Origin of the sequence: Streptomyces sp. NPDC048696 (assembly GCF_043198895.1) — a bacterium.
Taxonomy (GTDB): domain Bacteria; phylum Actinomycetota; class Actinomycetes; order Streptomycetales; family Streptomycetaceae; genus Streptomyces.
Genome location: NZ_JBICVJ010000005.1, coordinates 200,450 through 219,365 on the forward strand (window position 1 = coordinate 200,450; position 18,916 = coordinate 219,365).

Sequence of the window (18,916 nt, forward strand, 5' to 3'; positions counted from 1 at the left end):
GGACCGGGACTGAGACCGGGACCGGGACTGAGACCGGGACCGGGACTGAGACCGGGACCGGGACTGAGACCGGGACCGGGATGAAGGCCGATGCGGGCGGCGGGCGGTCGCTGGCGGAGCTGGAGGCGCGGGCGACGGCGCACCGCGACCGTCCGGCGTACGGCCACGACGCCCTGATCGCCTGCGACCGCCTGGTCCGCATCTTCACCACGGACGGCGTCGAGGTCCAGGCCCTCCAAGGCCTCGATCTCCTGGTCACCGAGGGCGAGTTGATGGCCCTGGTCGGCGCGTCCGGCAGCGGCAAGTCGACGCTGATGAACATCCTGGCGGGCCTGGACGTGCCGACCGCGGGCTCGGCGAAGGTCGCGGGCCGCGATCTGCTGGCCATGGACGCGAAGGCGCGGCTCGGCTACCGCCGCGAGGTGGTCGGCTTCGTCTGGCAGCAGACGGCGAGGAACCTGCTGCCGTATCTGACGGCGGCGCAGAACGTGGCGCTGCCGATGCAGCTGAGGGGCCGGGCCGGGGGGTCCCGCCGGGCGGCCCGTGGGGCCCGGGCGGACTCCCTCCTCACCATGCTGGAGGTCGCGCACTGCCGGGACCGGCGCCCGCACCAGATGTCCGGCGGCGAACAGCAGCGCGTGGCGATCGCGGTGGCGCTGGCCAACAACCCGTCCGTACTCCTGGCCGACGAGCCGACCGGCGAACTCGACTCGACCACGGCCGAGCAGATCTTCGCCGCGTTCCGCACGGCGAACGAGGAGCTGGGGACGACGATCGTCATCGTCACCCATGACCAGACGGTGGCGAGCGAAGTGCGCCGCACGGTGGCCATCCGCGACGGCCGCACCTCCACGGAGGTGCTGCGCCGCACGCATGTCGACGAGACGACGGGCGAGGAGTCGGTGGTGGCCCGCGAGTACGCCATGCTCGACCGGGCGGGCCGTCTCCAACTCCCCATGGAGTACACGGAAGCGCTGCGGATGGAACGCCGGGTCCTGCTGGAACTGGAGTCCGACCACATCCAGGTGTGGCCGGACGGGGGTTGATCCCCCACCCCACCCCTTCCCGAAAGCCCTGGGCGGGCGGCCGGGTGGTGAGCGAGGGCCGGTTTCCCCGGGGGGCTCCGCCCCCGGACCCCCGTTGTTCAGCTGCGGCCCGGCGGGGGCTGACCGCGCAGTTCCCCGCGCCCCTAAAGGAGGGCCCGAAGGGCCCATCAAGGGGCGCGGGGAACTGCGCGAGCAACCCAGCACGATCCGCAGCCGAACGAAGCGGGGTGCAGGGGCGCAGCCCCGCTACCCACCCACCCGCAGGGGCAGAGCTCAGGTACCCAGCCGGAGCCCCGAAGCGGAGTGCAGGGGGCGCAGCCCCGACAAAGGGGTCCGGGGCGGAGCCCCGCGGGGGTGCAGGGGCGCAGCCCCCTTGGGGGTCCGGGGGCGGAGCCCCGCAGGGGTGCAGGGGCGCAGCCCCGCTTGGGGGTCCGGGGCGGAGCCCCCGGGAGACCCGCCTCAACCCCCACCCACCCTCGGAGAGTTAAGGGAACGGGCGGGGTGGGGAAAACTTCAGGCCCGCGACGCCCGCCGCACCACCCACCCGAACCGCCACAGACCCGTACGGCGTCCGCAGCCGCAGCCACGGCCCCGCACCAAGCAGCGCCACAGGCACACCGACCCGCAGGAACCCCAGCGACTGCGCCGCGTGCACCGCCCGCAACGGCAACCCCGTGGATCCCAGCGTCCGCGACCAGATCTCGCGCCCGATCCGGTCCCGCTCGGCCCGCGTCCGCCCGGCCACCGGCAACGCCTCGTCCCGCGCCCGGAACTCCGCGACCGCCGCCGAGACCACCGCGCCGATCTCCGCCGCCGAGGGCAGCCCGGGCAACTGCTGCCAGCCACCGCGCGGCGGCAGCACACCCGCCCACGGCGGCCCGGTCACCGACGGCGGGACCACCACAGCGGACGCCGGCTCGTCCAGCGCCTCAAGGAGCTCACCCGCCGACACGGTGACATCGAGCTCCACCACCGCGTCCAGCCGGGCCGTACGAATCGCCAGCACCTCGAACGACGGCGGACGGCCGAACACCGCCACCGCACCGCCACCGGCCTGCAGCCGCACGGCCGCCGACCGGTCGTAGTGGATCAGCCGCGCCAGGAAGGCGGCGAGATCCGCCACCTCCCCGGCGTCGTCGAAGCCCAGCTTCACGGTCATGCCGCGGCCCGCTCCGAACCGGAGTCCGCATCCGAGCCCGCGGACGAGGCGGACGAGTCAGAGCCCGCACCCGAGCCCGCGCGCGCCGGCTTCCCGGCGCCAGCCCCCGCGCCCGCCGCACCCTCGACGTACTCCTGGAGGAACGCCTTCTCCTCCGCCGATATCCGTCGGGGCCGCCCCGCCGCCAGGTCGAACGGCACGACGACCGTCGACGCCCGCACATACACCTGCTCGGGGTCCTTGATCTCGTACGCGATCGTCAGCGACGCCGCGCCGATCTTCGTGACCCACGACTCGACGGTCACCGGTGCGTGCCGGTGCACCAGCGGCCGTACGTAGTCGATCTCGTGCCGGGCCACCACGGACCCGCCGGAGAACGACGGCGAGCCGTCCCCCGGCGCCAGCCGGAACATGAAGTCGATACGTGCCTCCTCCAGATAGCGGAGGAAGACCACGTTGTTGACGTGCCCGAAGGCGTCCATGTCCGACCAGCGGAGCGGGCAGCTGTAGATGTGGCGAGCCAAGAGGATCAGCCCCGGGTCAGCTTCTTGTAGGTGGCGCGGTGCGGACGCGCCGCGTCGGCTCCGAGCCGCTCGATCTTGTTCTTCTCGTACGACTCGAAGTTGCCCTCGAACCAGTACCACTTCGAGTCGCCCTCGTACGCGAGGATGTGCGTCGCGACCCGGTCCAGGAACCAGCGGTCGTGGGAGATCACGACAGCGGCACCGGGGAACTCCAGGAGCGCGTTCTCCAGCGAGGAGAGCGTCTCGACGTCGAGGTCGTTGGTGGGCTCGTCGAGGAGCAGCAGGTTGCCGCCCTCCTTGAGCGTCAGCGCCAGGTTGAGGCGGTTGCGCTCACCACCGGAGAGCACACCGGCCGGCTTCTGCTGGTCCGGGCCCTTGAAGCCGAACGCGGAGACGTACGCGCGCGAGGGCATCTCGACCTGGCCGACGTTGATGTAGTCCAGCTCGTCCGACACCACGGCCCAAAGGGTCTTCTTCGGGTCGATGTTGGCGCGGCTCTGGTCGACGTACGAGATCTTGACGGTCTCGCCGACCCGGATGGAGCCCGAGTCGGGGGTCTCCAGGCCCTGGATCATCTTGAACAGCGTGGTCTTGCCCGCGCCGTTCGGACCGATGACGCCGACGATGCCGTTGCGCGGCAGCGTGAACGACAGGTCGTCGATGAGCACCTTGTCGCCGAAGGCCTTGGAGAGGTTCTGGACCTCGACGACGATCGAACCCAGACGCGGGCCCGGCGGGATCTGGATCTCCTCGAAGTCCAGCTTCCGCATCTTGTCCGCCTCGGCCGCCATCTCCTCGTAACGGGCGAGGCGCGCCTTGGACTTGGTCTGCCGGCCCTTGGCGTTGGAGCGGACCCACTCCAGCTCTTCCTTGAGCCGCTTGGCGCGCTTCTCGTCCTTGCGGCCCTCGACCTTGAGGCGGGACGCCTTCTTGTCCAGGTACGTGGAGTAGTTGCCCTCGTACGGGATGGCGCGGCCGCGGTCGAGCTCAAGGATCCACTCGGCGACGTTGTTCAGGAAGTACCGGTCGTGGGTGACCGCGACGACGGCGCCCGCGTACTTCGAGAGGTGCTGCTCCAGCCAGTTCACCGACTCGGCGTCGAGGTGGTTGGTGGGCTCGTCGAGCAGCAGCAGGTCGGGCGCCTCGATCAGCAGCTTGCAGAGCGCCACGCGGCGCTTCTCGCCACCGGAGAGGTTGACCACGGGCCAGTCGGCGGGCGGGCAGCCCAGCGCGTCCATGGCCTGCTCCAGCTGGGCGTCGAGGTCCCAGGCGTTGGCGTGGTCGAGGTCCTCCTGGAGCTTGCCCATCTCCTCAAGGAGCGCGTCCGAGTAGTCCGTCGCCATGAGCTCGGCGACCTCGTTGAAGCGCTTCAGCTTGCCCATGATCTCGGCGGCGCCGTCCTGCACGTTCTCCAGGACCGTCTTGGTCTCGTCGAGCTGCGGCTCCTGCATGAGGATGCCGACACTGAAGCCCGGCGTCAGGAACGCGTCACCGTTGGAGGGCTGCTCAAGGCCCGCCATGATCTTCAGAACGGTGGACTTACCGGCACCGTTCGGACCGACCACACCGATCTTCGCGCCGGGCAGGAAGCTCAGCGTGACGTCGTCAAGGATCACCTTGTCGCCGTGCGCCTTGCGCGTCTTGCGCATGGTGTAGATGTACTCAGCCAAGAGAAACCGTCCGGCAGTGTGAATCGGGCTGTGGGCAGATACACCCCATCTTGCCGTACCGCCACCCCTCGGCGGAAACGGGTGCTTCGACGGGTAGGTCGAACGGAACGCCAGTGGCCCCGGTGCGCCTGCGCTCACCGGGGCCACTGTCACAGGGTGCTCACTCTGCGTACGGAGTGCTCTGCGTCACCGTCGCATGGTCAGTGCCCAGCGGTCCCGGCCTTCTTGCGGCGCAGGAAGAACACCGCGCCGCCGCCTATCGCGACCAGCGCGACCGCGATGCCCGCGATCATCGGGGTGGAGCTGGAGCTACCGGTCTCGGCGAGGTCGCCACCGGTCGAGCCGGACGAGGTGCCGCCCGCCGAGGCGGGGCTGGGGTGCGACGACGGCGTGGTGGTGCCGGGGCCGGCCGTCTTGCAGTCCAGGACGCCCTTGAACTCCTGCTTGAAGCCGTTCGGCCCGGTGATCACGAAGTCGTACGCCTGGTCCTCGGCGACCGGCACGGTGACGGTCTTCGACTGACCGGCGCCGATCGTGTACGAGAACCCGGCCAGCTTGAAGCTGAACGCCTCGTCGCCCTTGTTGGTGGCCGTGATGTCCACGCCGCCCTTGGCGCAGTTCTTCGCCGCCGTCAGGGCCGGAATGGCGCCCTTCTTGGCCCACGTCGCCTTGGCGACGGCGCTCACGGTGGAGTCGCTGGACCCGGCGAGGATCTGCGTCTGGCTCTTGGACTCACTGGCGAACGCGCGGCCGACCGGCACCTGCGTGGTGGCCTGGACGGTCAGCGAGCCCGAGCCCGGCTGGGCGCCCGCGGGGACGTCGAAGAACAGCTGCGAGCCGTTCTTGGCACCCGTGACGGTCTTGCCCGCCTTGTCGACGACCTTGATCCCGGCCGCCTTGAGCTCCTCGGACGGGGTGACCGTGACCTTGTCGGCGTTGGTGCGCACGGTGACCGGGCCGAGCTTGGTGCCCGCCTTGCCGGAGACCGCCGGGTTGTCGAGGGTCAGCGACGCCTTGGGCTCCGCCACGTTCTGCGCGGACTTGCTCAGCCAGTCCGCCAGCGCCTTGGCCTGGCCGTCCACGGCGTCGACCTGGACGTGGTCCGAGAAGCGCCAGATGGCGACCTGGGTGGCGGCGGCGGCCGTGCCGTTGGTCAGCTGACCCTTGAGGCCGGCCGACTTGGCGAGCGCCGTCAGGTCGTTCACCTGCGGGTACGAGTGCTCCAGGATCCAACGGATCTTGCCCGCGTCCGGGTTGCCGCTCAGCGAGGTGCCGCTCCAGGGGGTCTCCTGGTACTTCGCGGCCTGCTGGGTCGGGTTGTGGATGTCGATGCAGTACGTACGCAGCGTGCCGCCGCCGTCGACCACCATCTGGAACAGGCCGGCCGCGACCGGACGGTCACCGCCCTGCTCGTGGATGACGGCCCGGTCCGAGGCGTCCGGGTCCAGACCCTTGATGGTGGCGACCGCGCCGCCCTGGTGCTGCTGGCCGGGCGTGTCGGCGACCGCCGCACCGGCGCCGGCTATCGCACCGCCGGCGACCAGACCCGTGACGGCCGCAGCGGCCGCGAGGCGTGCGGCGCCGCGCTTGCGTACAGACTTGGGTACAGAAAACCCGTGAACGACTGAAAACACAGAATTCCCCTTCGGGCGAGGAGCTTTCGCGTACATGCGCGTGGGGGAAGTGCCTCGCCTGCTGACTCAAGTGCCCCGTGAGTACGGCGAATCCTATGGAGGCCGCGCCCCCTGATCCCCGGTCATACGGTCAGATAACCATTCCGAATCGGAATCGTTATCGCCGGTACCCACTCCCACCTGGGGTTATCGACAAATCTCCAGAACGGAACGGGACGTTCAGGGCACACTGACCGCCACGGCGGGCGGATTCACGGGCGGATCCGCGGACGCATCCGCGGGCGGCGGCGGCTCCGCCGAACCGGGATCCGGCGCGTCGGACGCCGCCGAACCGGCCTGTGCCGCCGGGTCCTTGGGCGGAGCCGTCAGGGCCGGGTCCGCCTTCACCACCCGCCGGAACGCCGACGTCCCGCGCGTCAGATCGTGGCCCACCGCGATCGCCTCGACGTCCGCCGAGAATCTGCGCTGCCCGTCCTGGTCCTGGTCGCGTACCCGCAACCGGCCGTGCACCACCAGCGGTTCGCCCACCGCGACCGAGCTCGCCAGATTCAGCCCGAGCGTGCGCCAGGCCCACACGGTGTAGAAGCTTGAGTGCCCGTCGACCCAGGCGGCGGTCTGCCGGTCGTACCGGCGCGGGGTCACCGCCAGCCGGAACCGCGCCACCCCGCCCGTCGCCGACTCCCGGTACTCGACCCGGGTCGCCGCGTTCCCCACCAGCGTCACCAGCGTGTCGTTCATCCCCACCACTCCCCCGTCATGCGTGTCACGTCGTACGTGTCGCGGCTCCGTCCGGCCCAGGCGGCCGATCGAACCCTTGCGCTGTCGATCTCCATGCTGGACCGGACGGAGGACTCGTGCCGGGGCCTGTGGACTACTGGCCAGTTGTGGAAAACCCCGTCACCCGAACGTGGCGCGCCCACCCCCGTACGTACCGATCCACCCGGCGGGACCAGGACGCGCACCGATCCGACGCACCGATCCGACGCACCGTCACGACACCCCCGCCCGCACCCCGGACCCGCCCCGCACCCCCGTACCCCCCCGCACCGCCACGTACTGCTCGCGCACCTCCCGGTACCGCATCAGTTCCGCCGCGATCGGGTCGAGGACCCTCGCGCGGCCGCAGCCCGCCGCGGCCTCCCGCAGGCGGCGCTCGGCCTCCTGCCCGTACCGCCGCCCGGGTCCGCGCGCCGCGACCCCGCAGGCCCACTCCACCAGCGGCCCCCCGATGATCCCGGCCAGCATCACCAGCGCGGGCACCAGCAGCCCGGGCCGCAGCACCCCCACGATCTGGCCGAGCAGCCAGCCCCCGCCGACGATCTGAACCAGCGTCATGGCCGCCTGCACCAGGACCGCCGCGGGCCACCACGCGGGCCGCGGCGAGGTGCCCCGCTCCTGCTCGGCCCGTACGGCCAGCTCGTCCAGGGCCTGCGGCAGCCCCTCGGCGCCCCGTACCGCCGCCTCCCGGACCGCCGTGGCCCAGGGCGCGGGCAGCCCGCCGGCCGCCTCGTCCGCGACCAGGCGCACGGCCTGCTCGACGCGTTGCCGGGCGGTCACCTCCTCCTCGGGCGGCGCGCTGGGCTGCGGCGACTCAAGGCCCGGGACGCGGATCCGCTCGTACCAGCGCCAGAGCCGCAGCCACGGGGTGCCGCACGCGCGGCTCGCGTTGCGCCGCCACTCGCGCTCGGCCGCCTCGCCCGCCGCGGCCGCGCCGACCGCGGCCGCGAGCCGGTCGGTGAACTCCTCCCGGGCCCGTTCGTCAAGACCCGAGCGCCCGTCCGCGACGTACACCGGACGTAGTCCGGCCGCTGCCGCGTCCAGATCGGCCGCCACGCGGCGCTCGGGCGCGCCGCGCTCCTGTACGAAGCGGCTGAGCAGTTCGCGCAGTTCGACGACTCCCTGGCCGGTGAGGGCGGAGATCGACAGCACGGTGGCGCCCGGTTCGCCGTGCTCGCCGAGCGCCATGCCGTCGTCGTCCAGGAGCCGTCGCAGATCGTCGAGCACCTGGTCGGCGGCGTCCGAGGGCAGCCGGTCCACCTGGTTGAGGACGACGAAACTCACCTCGGCGTGCCCGGCGAGCGGCCGCAGATAGCGCTCGTGCAGCACGGCGTCCGCGTACTTCTCCGGGTCCACGACCCAGACGACGGCGTCCACCAGCGCGAGGACGCGGTCGGCCTGGCGGCGGTGGTCGACCACGGCCGAGTCGAGGTCGGGCAGATCGACGAGGACGAGCCCTTGCAGCGCCTCGGCGTGGGGGTCGCTCGGCAGGGGTCTGCGCCGCAGCCGCCCCGGGATCCCGAGCCGGTCGAGCAGCCCCGCGGCGCCGTCCGTCCAGCTGCACGCGATGGGCGCGCCGGTGGTGGGGCGGCGCAGCCCGGTCTCCGAGATGTTCGTCCCCGCGAGGGCGTTGAACAGCGTGGACTTGCCGCTGCCGGTGGCTCCCGCGATGGCGACGACGGTGTGCCGGGCGGAGAGCCGCTGGCGGGCCGCCGCCTCGTCGAGCACCCGTCCGGCCTCGGCCAGCGTCTTCCCGTCCAGCCGCGTCCGCGACAGCCCGACGAGTTCCCGCAACGCGTCGAGCCGCCCCCGCAGCTCGCCTCCGTAGGGCCCGCCGATGGGTACGTACGCCTCGACCGGCTCGGGCTCCTCCTCGGGAACCTCCACCGCCTGCTCCTCGTTGACCCGTCGAGCGATCAGCCCGTCGTCCCAGGCGGTGCCGGAGCGCGTGTCGGGGTCGGACGCCGGGGTGGCGGCGTCGCGGATCGCCGCGCGCGCTGCGGAACCGACGGCGTCGCGGGTGCGGGGACGTGCGTGCGGGGCCGGGCCCGCGGTGGCGGTACGCGGGGCGGCGTCGCGAGGTGCGCTGTTGCGGGGTGCGGCATCGCGGGATGTGCCGTTGCGGGGTGCCCGGTCGGGTGCGGGAGGCGTCGCATCGCGCGCGTCGTCGGCCGGTTCCGTTTTGGCCGGGGCGCGCGAAGGCTCGGGCTCGGGGCGGTCGGGCCGGGGCGCGGAGTCGGTCGGCTCGGGACCGGGGGCAGCTTCCGTACCACCGGCCGGCTCGGCGCGCCGGGTACGCGGGCGCTCGGCCCAGGGGCGGTCGAAGCCGAGCCACCCCGAGGTCGGGCCGACGGTCTCCAGACGGCCGATCCCGGGCCGCCCGGAGGCACGCAAGCCGGTCCCCGTCGACGCGGCCTCCCGCTCGTCACGCGACTCGTCATCCGATGGTGTGGCCTCGACCGGGCCGGACGCGGCCCCGGACCGATCGGACCCGGACTCGGACTCGGGCCGGTCCGCCCCCGCCCGACCGGCCTCGGGCTGGTCGGCCCCCGACCGATCGGATTCGGAGTCCGGCTGGTCGGCCCCGGGCCGATCCGTCAGAGCGGTCACCCCGCTCACCTCTCCTTCTGCAGTAGGGACAGCGCGGCGATCAGCTCGGCCTGGGGCTCGGGGGTCACCTGGAGCGCGTCCAGTGGGGCGAGTCGGCGGTCGCGTTCGGCGTTCAGGACTTCGTCGATGTACGTGGCGACCAGCTCGCCGCCCTGGTCGCGGAGCCGGAGCGCGCGCTGGGCGCCGACGCGTTCAGCCAGCCGCTCCCCCGCCCGGCGGGCCCGGCGGCCGCCGAGGAGGGCGGCCGCCAGCAGCGCCGCGACGGCCTCCGGGGCGGGCGCGACCGACCGTTCCATCCCGCCCACCTCCTCCTCGGCCAGCTCCTCCAGGACCCGCCGCCAGCGCCGTACCGCGACCTCGATGCGGTCGCCGGTCTCCCGGTCCCGTACGCCCTCGGCCAGCTCCGCCGCCGCGGGCTCGCGGCTCCAGGCCTCGCGGACCCGGTCGTCGGCGGCGTCGGCGGCGCAGCCGAGCAGTTCGGCGAGGCTCTCGACGAGCGCGTCGAGCAGTTCGGACGAGGTCGCGTCCCGTGGGTAGGCGCGCCAGCGGGTGAGCGCGTCCCCGGCGAGCACGCCCCCCGCCTGCAGCCTGCGCCGCACGCGTGCGCCTTCCCGCTCGTACGCCTCCTCGACGGCGGCTGTCATCCGTACGGCCGCGGCGTGCTGCGCGGCGACGGCGGAGGCGAGCTCGGGCATCCGGGCGTTGAGCGAGTCGATGACGCCGACGGCGGTGCGGACGACCGCCTGCTGGCGGGCGGCCGCGTCCTGGGCGCGGTGGGTGAGCCACTGGCCGAGCGGGGCGACCGCGGTGGAGGGAAGCAATCCGCTTCCGCCGCCCGCCGATTCGGGCAGCTCGGGGATGGTGAAGCGGGGCACCTGGCCGAGCCCGGCCCTGGTGAGCAGCGCCGCGTACTGCCGCGACACCTCGGCGATGACCTGGTGCGGCACCCGGTCCAGGACGATGACCAGCGTGGCGTCGTACTCCTTGGCGGTCCGCAGCAGATGCCAGGGCACGGCGTCGGCGTACCGCGAGGCCGTCGTCACCATGACCCAGATGTCGGCGGCGCAGATCAACTGCGCGGCGAGGATCCGATTGCTGACGACGAGTGAGTCGATGTCGGGCGCGTCGAGCAGGGCGAGGCCGGGCGGCAGGTTCCGCGAGGTCTCGACCCGTACGGAGTTCTCCGCGTCGTTCCCGCCGATGCCCTCCTCCCCCTCCGCGTCCTCGCTCTGCTGCGGCAGCCATACGCGGGCGAGCTGCGGCAGTACGCGGATTCCGGTGAACCAGTGGTGGTCGTCGGGGTGGCAGACGAGTACGGGGGTGCGGGTCGTGGGGCGCAGCACCCCGGCCTCGCTGACCCGCCGTCCCACAAGGGAGTTGACGAGGGTGGACTTGCCGGCGCCGGTGGACCCGCCGACGACGGCGAGCAGCGGCGCTTCGGGATCTTTGAGCCGGGGCAGCAAATAGTCGTCGAGCTGCGCGAGCAGCTCGACCCGGGTCTGCCGCGCCCGCGCCGCCCCCGGCAGGGGCAGCGGAAGACGCACGGCGGCGACCCGGTCGCGCAGGGCGGAGAGTGCGTCGATCAGCTGAGGCCGTACGTCCAAGGTCACCACATGCGAAGAATGCCCAATTTTGGCGCCTTTTTGAAGCGTATGGAGGCTTTCGCGCGCCGATCGGACACAGCGGGACAGACGGGATGAGTGGGACGCAGGCATAACGAGTGCACAACACCCGGCGCCGCAAGCGTCAAAAGCGCTGCGTGTTCCGCGCTCGCCTGCGATTATCGGTTCGCTTCACCGAACCTCCACATCGTGCCACGCAGGTGAAGCAACCGGGACGAGGTGAGAGGAGCCCTATCCTTGTCCCCGGCAAGGTCACCGGCCCCGGAGCCCGCTCCGGACCGCAGCCCTGCCCGCCCGGGGGCTCCAGGCCACCGCGGCCGCCAACCGGCCCCCGTAGCTCAGTGGATAGAGCAGGCGCCTTCTAAGCGCTTGGCCGCAGGTTCGAGTCCTGCCGGGGGCGCTTCCGCCCGTGCGGTGTCAGGCCCTCCCTTCGGGAGGGCCTTCTTGCCGGTCAGGGGGAACATAGCCAGTGGGGCGTAGCGGGGGCGTAAAACGCCCGGCGCGGGCGTCTTCGGGCGGGCGGGGCCGAGGCGGGGTCGGGCTCCCCGCACCTCGGGCTCCGCACGCGGCGCAACCGCGGCGCCCGCCCCGTCAGCGGTCCGAGTAGCTGAAGTCGCCCGCCGTCCACGCGCTGACGTCCGCGATCGCCACCCGGTACATCCCGCCCGTCTCGGGGATCCCCGTGGTGCCCTGCAGGATCCTCGCCACGTGGAAGTGCAGATGGGTGGGCGGGGCGTCCTTGCGGGCGCTCCGCGGCGCCGGGGCCGTCGTGAAGATGGCGGAGAACGCGCCGAGGCTGTCCGAGTCCGTCAGGACTTCGGCGACACGCTGTCTCCAGACAGCCTCGGGGGCCAGTCGGCCGGTGATCACGGAGCCACCGGCCACCACCGTCAGGGACATCTGATTGCTCTGCTCGGACTCGACCATCGCGGCAACGTCGACGAGCAGCTCGTCGGGGTCAGGGTTCGACATGACCGGGGATTTTAGCCGCCGCCACCGGGTCCCGTCCGCCCCCCTAACTGCCGCGCGCCGCAAGTCCTTCGGGGCCGGGCGGATCAGCCGGGCGGATCAGCTGTACGGATCAGCCGGGGCGATCACACGCCCGAGTACGAGTGCTTCCCGCCGAACAGGAAGTTCACGCCGTAGTAGTTGAACAGGTACGCGCCGAACGCCGCCAGCGCGATGTACGCCGCCTTGCGGCCCTTCCAGCCGGCCGTCGCGCGCGCGTGGAGGTAGCACGCGTACGCGACCCAGGTCACGAAGGACCAGACCTCCTTCGGGTCCCAGCCCCAGTAGCGGCCCCAGGCGTCGCCCGCCCAGATCGAGCCCGCCACGATCGTGAAGGTCCACAGCGGGAAGACCGCCGCGTTCACCCGGTACGAGAAGCGGTCCAGGCTGGAGGCCGCGGGCAGCCGGGCCATGATGTCGTTGCCCATCACCCGGGCCCACAGGACGATCCGGGCCGAGCCGGCCGGGGCGCGGCCGCCCGCCAGCACCCGCTCCGCCTCGCCGACCCGGCCGGCCGCGAGCCGTACCTCGTACCGGTCACGCAGCAGGTAGACCAGCGACGAGAGCGCGCCCATGTAGAGGACCGCGCCGCAGAAGATGGCGGTGGAGACGTGGATCCACAGCCAGTACGAGTGCAGGGCCGGGACCAGCTGGTCGCTGTCGGTGTAGAGCCAGGTCGTCGCCACGCCGAGGTCGAGCAGGACGGAGGTGACCAGCGGCAGGCCGAGCCAGCGCACCTTCTTCTTGGCGAGCAGCAGCGCGAGGTACACGCCGACGGCCACCGTCGAGAAGGTCGTGGAGAACTCGTACATGTTGCCCCACGGCGCCCGCTGCACCGACAGCGAGCGGGTGACCACCGCGGCCGCCGCGATGAAGAACGCGAGGACCGTGAGGGAGATGGCGATTCGGCCGTAGAGGCCGCCCTTCTCGTCGCCGCCGTCGGCGCCGGGGCCGTCCACGACGTCGCGGCTGCCCTCGGTCGCGCGTCCGACGACCACCGGCCGCTCCAGCACGGCCGTACCACCCGCCTGGGCCCTGCGCACCTGAGCCGAGCCCTTCGCCGCGCGGCTCTCCCCCTCACCCTCGGCCACCAGGGCGGCCGCGGTGCGGCCGACCTTGCTACGACTGCCGAAAACCCATTCGGCGATATGCGCGAGGAAGGCCAGGGTGTAGACAGCCATTGACGAATAGATCAGCACATTACTGATGTGCGCCAAGTTCTCATTGGCGGCGGCCAGATTCACTTCTCAACCCCTTTGAAGGATTCAGCCTGCGGGCCGGGGACGGACCGCCCCCGGCCTCACCCTAGCCCCCGCTCCGCAGCGCCCGGCAGCCGGGTCCCGGGCGGGCCTGACGGCAATGGCTGCCCGGTCGCGGGGAGTTGGCCCGGGCTCAGCCCGACTGCCCGGTATCCCCCGTACACGTAAGGCCCGGCACGCCTTCCGCCAAGCGCCGTACATCTGCCCCAGGTTGACCGACCATCAGACACCGTGATTGAATCGATCAAGATATGCTCGGCATGCTTCGATAAACGCATGCCCTTTCATGAGGAACCTGCAAACGGGGGCCAGGTTCCTTTGCGGCGAGCCTTCTTATTGGTGCCTCCGTTGTGTTTCGGAGGGGAACTCAGGCCGCCAGTACGGCCGTCACCACATGCCAGCAGAAATCGACATGCTCAGCCTGCACGGGTCGCTCGACTCTCCTGTCATCGAATCGATGAACTTCCTCAACGAGATTTCCCAGCGATTTCCCGAGGCGCTTTCCCTCGCCGCCGGGCGTCCGTACGAGGGGTTCTTCGACACGGCGGACGTGCACCGCCACTTCCGTACCTTCGAAGCCCATCTGCGGGAGAAATTCGACGGGGACGAGGCCAAGGTACGCAGAACGCTTCTCCAGTACGGCCGCACCAAGGGCATCATTCACGAACTGATCGCGAAGAACCTCTCCGTCGACGAGGGCATCGACATCGACCCGGAGTCGGTGGTCGTGACCGTCGGCTGCCAGGAGGCGCTGTTCCTCACCCTGCGCGCCCTGCGCCGCGACGACAACGACGTCCTGCTCGCCCCGACACCCTGCTACGTGGGGGCGAGCGGTGCCGCCGAGCTGGTCGGCATGCGGATCCTGCCGGTCAAGGAGAGCGCCGACGGCGTCGATCTGGACGATCTGGCGCGGGTCGCCGAACAGGCGCGGGCGGCCGGACTGCGGCCGAGGGCGTTCTATGTGGTGGCCGACTTCGCCAACCCTTCGGGCGCCGGCCTGGACCTCGACGCCCGGAAGCGTCTGCTCCGTATTGCCGGGGAGCAGGATTTCCTCGTCCTGGAGGACAATCCGTACGGTCTGTTTCAGGACAGCGCGATCGAGCCACTGCCGACGCTCAAGTCGCTCGACGGTGAACACCGGCGGGTGGTGTATCTCGGCTCGTTCGCCAAGACCGGCCTGCCCGGCGCCCGGATCGGCTACGTCGTCGCCGACCAGCGCACGATGGCCGCCGACGGACGGACGGAACTGTTCGCCGATCAGCTGGCGAAGATCAAGAGCATGCTCACGGTGAACACCTCTCCGGTGGCCCAGGCCGTCATCGGCGGCAAGCTCCTGGAGCACGGCCACAGCCTGCGCGCGGCGAATGTCCGGGAAACCGAGCTGTACCAGGCGAATCTGCGGCACATCCTGGGCGAGCTGGCCCGGCAATTCCCCGCCGGAACACGGCCGCAGGTCACCTGGAACACCCCGGCCGGCGGATTCTTCGTCGTCGTCACCGTGCCCTTCCCGGTCGACGACGAACTCCTTGAGCATTCCGCCCGCGCCCACCGGGTCCTGTGGACCCCCATGCACCACTTCTACGGCGACGGGCAGCCGCGCAACCAGCTGCGCCTGTCGTTCAGTTATCTCTCCGCGGACGAGATCACGCTGGGAATCGACCGGCTCGCGGCATTCATTCGCGAACAAAGCGACGTCTGAAAAACCACTGAAACGGAATGTCATGAGCAGCCCCTTTGACGGACTCCGCCTCGACCACGTCGGCTTCTCGGTCGGCGACCTCGCCGAGGCGACCGAATTCTTTGTGAACAACTACGGGCTCGGCGTCTACGCGCAGTCGACGTCCCCGGTGGAAGCGGACGGTTCGGTTCGCGCCCACGCCCTCGGACGGCGGGACATCCGCTTCGTCCTGACCGACTCGCGCGGCACCGACCACCCCGCCTCCGCCTATGTGGAGCGCCATGGTGACGGTGTGTCGGACATCGCGCTGAGCGTCCCGGACGCCGCGGCCGCCTTCGCCGAGGCCGTACGGCGCGGGGCCCGGCCGGTGGCCGAACCGCAGGAGCGCGACGGGGTCGTCACCGCCTCCATCACCGCGTTCGGCGACGTCACGCACACCTTCGTGCAGCGCCCCGACGGCATGAACCCGGCTGTCCTGCCCGGGCTTTCGCCGGTCAGCCAGGACCGCGAGGCCGAGGCGGCGGGCGCGGCTGCCGCCGGTCTGCACACCGTCGACCACTTCGCGGTGTGCCTGGAGCCGGGCCAGCTGGTGCCCACCGTCGAGTTCTACGAGCGCGTCCTCGACTTCGCCATGGTCTTCACCGAGCGCATCGTCGTCGGCGGCCAGGCCATGGACTCCAAGGTGGTGCAGAGCCGGTCGGGCGCGGTGACGCTCACCCTGATCGAGCCGGACACCTCCCGCGAGCCGGGCCAGATAGACAAGTTCATCAAGGAGCACGGCGGCGCCGGTGTGCAGCACATCGCCTTCGCCACCGACGACATCGTGCGGGACGTGGACCTGCTCGGCGCAGAGGGCCTGGCCTTCCTGAAGACGCCGGCGGCGTACTACGACCAGGTGCCGGACCGCCTCGACCTGCTGCGCCACTCGGTGGACCAGCTGCGGGCGCTCAACATCCTGGTCGACGAGGACCAGGACGGCCAGCTGCTGCAGATCTTCACCAAGTCGGTCCACCCGCGCGGCACCCTGTTCTTCGAGCTCATCGAACGGCTGGGCGCGCGGACCTTCGGCAGCGGCAACATCAAGGCGCTGTACTCCGCGGTCGAGCTGGAGATGGAGCGGGCACGCGAGGACGCGGCCAGGTGACCGTCCCTCCGCAGCCCCCGGCGCACCGCACGGCCGCCTGCGTCGCCGACATGGCCCGGCTCGCCGCGGACCGGCTGCCCCGTGACGTCCTCGACTTCGTCGACGGCGGCGCCGGGGACGAGACCACCCAGGCCGCCAACCGGACCGCGCTCGACGCGGTCCGGCTGGTGCCTCGGGTCCTGGGCACCCGGGGCGAGACCGACACCTCGGGCAAGCTGCTGCGCAGTGCGGCCGGAATGCCGCTGGCGGTGGCGCCGATGGCGTACCAGCGGCTGATGCACCCGGACGGCGAGCTCGCGGCGGCGCGGGCCGCGCGGGACGCCGAAGTGCCGTACATCATCAGCACGTTGAGCAGCTACTCGATCGAGGAGATCGCCGAGGTCGGCGGGAGCGTCTGGTTCCAGCTGTACTGGCTGCACGACCGCGGTGTGGTGCTCGACCTGGTCCGGCGGGCCGAGCGGGCGGGCTGCGAGGCGCTGGTCCTGACCGTCGACGTGCCGCACATGGGACGCAGGCTGCGCGATGTGCGCAACGGGTTCACGCTCCCGGCGGACGTGACGGCGGCGAACCTCGCCCCGGCCCCGGTCTCGGCCGCGCACACCCGGGAGTCGGGCACCTCGGCGGTGGCCACCCACACCGCGCTCGCCTTCGACCCGGCGATCGGCTGGGAAGAGCTGGCCTGGCTGCGGGCGCACACCGAGCTTCCGGTGCTGGTCAAGGGCATCCTGGATCCGCGCGACGCCGTGCGCGCGGTGGAGCTCGGCGCCGACGGGGTGATCGTCTCCAACCACGGGGGCCGTCAGTTCGCGGCCGCGCCGGCGAGTGTCACCGCGCTGTCCCGCGTGCTCGACGCGGTCGGCGGGCGGTGCGCGGTGCTCCTGGACAGCGGCATCCGCAGCGGTACGGACATCCTGCGGGCGCTCGCCCTCGGCGCCGACGGGGCGCTGTGCGGCCGTCCGGTGCTGTGGGGGCTCGCGGTGGCCGGCGAGGCCGGGGCGCGGCAGGTCCTGGACCTGCTCCACACCGAACTGCGGGAAGCGCTCCTGCTGTCCGGCTGCCCCGACCTCGCGGCCGCCCGGGACCTCGACGTCGTACACGTCTGAGGACGTGTCGGTGTGCGCATCCGCGTACACCGACACGTACGCGCCGCTCAGGCGGCGGTGAGCTGCGGGAACAACCCGACGTTCGCCGCCGCCTTCAGGTAGTCGGCCCCGGCGGTGCCGCCGGTGCCGGGCACCTTGCCGATGATCTTCATCGTGACGCCCCAGTGGGTGCGCTTCATGCCCCGCCAGTTGGCGTCGAGGCCGCGCATCGCGTCCTCCAGACGACGTGCGTCCTCGCTCGGCCAGCCGCCCACGCGCGCCAGGAACGCCTCCTGGAGCGTGGTGTCGAGCGCGAACAGCGGGCCCTTCTCCGGCCGGTGCGCCTCGCCCTCACGCTTGGCGCTCACCGTCTCCACCAGCTGATACGGCCTCGACTGGATGGCGCTGGCGCCGTGCGTGTGGTCCCGGATCACCGCGAAGGACTCCGGCGGCATGGTGGTCAGCACCCGGTACAGCGGTCCCGTGGCACCCGACAGCCAGGCCGCCGCCGTCTCCAGGACGGCCGCCGCCTCGGCCGGCCGGTCCGCGCGGACCGCCTCGACCGCCGAGGTCAGCGACCTGGCCACACGGGCGAAGAGCCGCTCGAAGAGCTGGATGGACCGGATGAACATCTGCTCGTCGTGCAGCGTCGTGACCGGCAGCAGGCTGACCTCGACCGCCCGCAGGAGCGCGGGCGCCGCCTGCTCGCGCAGGGCGGCGACCGCCGCCCGTGCCGCGTCGGGCACCGCGGCGGCCTCGCTCTCGCCGAGCGCGGCGCGCACCGCGTCGAGCGGCGCGGTGTCCGCCAGGGCCAGCGGCGCGTAGTCCGCGAGCCGGGCGAGCGCCTGCCACACGGCGGTGGTCCTGGTGCGCTGCGCCGCGTGCGCCCCGGCCTGCTCCCAAGCGGTGGTCTCCCGCTCGACGAGGTCGGCGATCAGCACCGCGGTGAGCACGTCGTCGGCCCGCTCGGCGGCGCCCGGGGTGCCGTCCGTGTCCCAGTGGGCGATCGACAGCACGTCGTTGCCCGCGTACGAGACGTAGTTCATGGGGCGGTCGGTGAAGGTCAGCGGCAGCCAGGCGTCGAACAGCCAGGCGTCCGGCGACGACCAGGGCCGCGCCCGGCCCGAACACTCGATCCCGAGCCGGGCCCCGCGCAGCAGCGCGACCAGCTCGTGGGAGACCTCCGCCTTGCCGACCTTCTGGTAGTAGTCCACGACCTCCCGGTACGGAAAGCGGCCGAAGACCTCCGGACCGTCCCCCAGCGCCCGGTGCGACCAGGCGGTCACGGCCTCGACCGCCTGCCGCAACGCCCGTACCCGGTCCAGCCGTGTGCCGCGGCCGAGGGCCGTCCCGCCGACACCGGACAGCTCGTCCTCGTGGTGTTCGGCGGATCCCCCGACCGACGCCTTCTCCGTCATATACACGCTTTCACCAATTCTTCGACTGCGCCGTTAGGCGCGTTCCGCGCCCATGGCATCGACGAGGCTCTTGGGGCGCATGTCCGTCCAGTTCCGCTCGATGTGGTCCAGGCACGCCTGCCGGGTGTCCTCGCCGAAGGCGCGCTCCCAGCCGGCCGGCACCTCGACGAAGGACGGCCAGAGCGAGTGCTGGCCCTCCGCGTTGACCAGGACCAGATAGGTGCCGTTCTCGTCCTCGAAGGGGTTGGTCGCCATGGTGTGTCTCCTTGTTATGGGTGGTGAGGT

15 protein-coding genes and 1 tRNA gene are annotated in these 18,916 nt (G+C 71.8%); 5 read left to right on the forward strand and 11 right to left on the reverse strand.

Translation table 11 applies throughout. From position 1 onward, the window contains the following. Positions 1-80 precede the first annotated feature (80 nt). Positions 81-1,046, forward strand: a complete 966-nt coding sequence (locus ACGFRG_RS12485; protein ID WP_393263460.1) for an ABC transporter ATP-binding protein — start codon at positions 81-83, stop codon at positions 1,044-1,046. A gap of 484 nt (positions 1,047-1,530) precedes the next feature. On the opposite strand, the gene ACGFRG_RS12490 is transcribed toward ACGFRG_RS12485, so the two are convergent. The 7 genes from ACGFRG_RS12490 to ACGFRG_RS12520 all read right to left on the reverse strand — a co-directional run bounded on the left by ACGFRG_RS12490 (position 1,531) and on the right by ACGFRG_RS12520 (position 11,024). Next, complete coding sequence (locus tag ACGFRG_RS12490; protein WP_393263462.1) at positions 1,531-2,205, reverse strand: hypothetical protein; 675 nt, start codon at positions 2,203-2,205, stop codon at positions 1,531-1,533. Continuing rightward, positions 2,202-2,729, reverse strand: a complete 528-nt coding sequence (locus ACGFRG_RS12495) for a thioesterase family protein (protein ID WP_361429972.1) — start codon at positions 2,727-2,729, stop codon at positions 2,202-2,204. Before ACGFRG_RS12495 ends, ACGFRG_RS12490 begins: the two co-directional genes overlap by 4 nt. 5 nt (positions 2,730-2,734) lie before the next feature. Next, positions 2,735-4,399: an energy-dependent translational throttle protein EttA gene (gene ettA / locus ACGFRG_RS12500; RefSeq protein ID WP_393263464.1), complete on the reverse strand. Its 1,665-nt coding sequence runs from the start codon at positions 4,397-4,399 to the stop codon at positions 2,735-2,737. A 200-nt stretch (positions 4,400-4,599) separates the two neighbouring features. Further along, complete coding sequence (locus tag ACGFRG_RS12505) at positions 4,600-6,033, reverse strand: LAETG motif-containing sortase-dependent surface protein (protein WP_361429970.1); 1,434 nt, start codon at positions 6,031-6,033, stop codon at positions 4,600-4,602. Between the two features lie 219 nt (positions 6,034-6,252). Then, positions 6,253-6,771, reverse strand: a complete 519-nt coding sequence (locus tag ACGFRG_RS12510) for a single-stranded DNA-binding protein (RefSeq protein WP_361429969.1) — start codon at positions 6,769-6,771, stop codon at positions 6,253-6,255. Between the two features lie 252 nt (positions 6,772-7,023). Next, positions 7,024-8,796: a GTPase gene (locus ACGFRG_RS12515; RefSeq protein WP_393263760.1), complete on the reverse strand. Its 1,773-nt coding sequence runs from the start codon at positions 8,794-8,796 to the stop codon at positions 7,024-7,026. 629 nt (positions 8,797-9,425) lie between these two features. After that, a complete protein-coding gene (locus tag ACGFRG_RS12520) occupies positions 9,426-11,024 on the reverse strand; it encodes a dynamin family protein (RefSeq protein ID WP_361429968.1) in 1,599 nt (532 codons plus the stop codon). 345 nt (positions 11,025-11,369) lie between these two features. On the opposite strand from ACGFRG_RS12520, the gene ACGFRG_RS12525 reads away from it, so the two are divergent. Continuing rightward, positions 11,370-11,442 (forward strand) — tRNA-Arg (locus tag ACGFRG_RS12525). A 191-nt stretch (positions 11,443-11,633) separates the two neighbouring features. Here ACGFRG_RS12525 and ACGFRG_RS12530 read toward each other — a convergent pair. Beyond that, positions 11,634-12,014: a hypothetical protein gene (locus tag ACGFRG_RS12530; RefSeq protein WP_361429967.1), complete on the reverse strand. Its 381-nt coding sequence runs from the start codon at positions 12,012-12,014 to the stop codon at positions 11,634-11,636. 122 nt (positions 12,015-12,136) lie between these two features. Beyond that, positions 12,137-13,294: a c-type cytochrome biogenesis protein CcsB gene (gene ccsB / locus ACGFRG_RS12535; RefSeq protein WP_361429966.1), complete on the reverse strand. Its 1,158-nt coding sequence runs from the start codon at positions 13,292-13,294 to the stop codon at positions 12,137-12,139. 409 nt (positions 13,295-13,703) lie between these two features. Between ccsB and ACGFRG_RS12540 the strand changes: the two genes are divergently transcribed. Genes ACGFRG_RS12540 through ACGFRG_RS12550 form a run of 3 tightly spaced genes read left to right on the forward strand, consistent with a single transcriptional unit; the run spans position 13,704 to position 17,234 of the window. Beyond that, positions 13,704-15,008, forward strand: a complete 1,305-nt coding sequence (locus ACGFRG_RS12540; protein WP_393263467.1) for a PLP-dependent aminotransferase family protein — start codon at positions 13,704-13,706, stop codon at positions 15,006-15,008. 22 nt (positions 15,009-15,030) lie between these two features. Further along, positions 15,031-16,131, forward strand: a complete 1,101-nt coding sequence (gene hppD / locus ACGFRG_RS12545; protein ID WP_393263469.1) for a 4-hydroxyphenylpyruvate dioxygenase — start codon at positions 15,031-15,033, stop codon at positions 16,129-16,131. A 50-nt stretch (positions 16,132-16,181) separates the two neighbouring features. After that, positions 16,182-17,234 carry an alpha-hydroxy acid oxidase gene (locus ACGFRG_RS12550; RefSeq protein ID WP_361429998.1) on the forward strand — a complete coding sequence of 351 codons (1,053 nt, stop codon included), beginning with the start codon at positions 16,182-16,184 and terminating at the stop codon, positions 17,232-17,234. 47 nt (positions 17,235-17,281) lie between these two features. On the opposite strand, the gene ACGFRG_RS12555 is transcribed toward ACGFRG_RS12550, so the two are convergent. After that, positions 17,282-18,631, reverse strand: a complete 1,350-nt coding sequence (locus ACGFRG_RS12555; RefSeq protein WP_361429963.1) for a hypothetical protein — start codon at positions 18,629-18,631, stop codon at positions 17,282-17,284. A gap of 33 nt (positions 18,632-18,664) precedes the next feature. Next, positions 18,665-18,886, reverse strand: a complete 222-nt coding sequence (locus tag ACGFRG_RS12560) for an MbtH family protein (protein ID WP_188278159.1) — start codon at positions 18,884-18,886, stop codon at positions 18,665-18,667. Positions 18,887-18,916 lie beyond the last annotated feature (30 nt).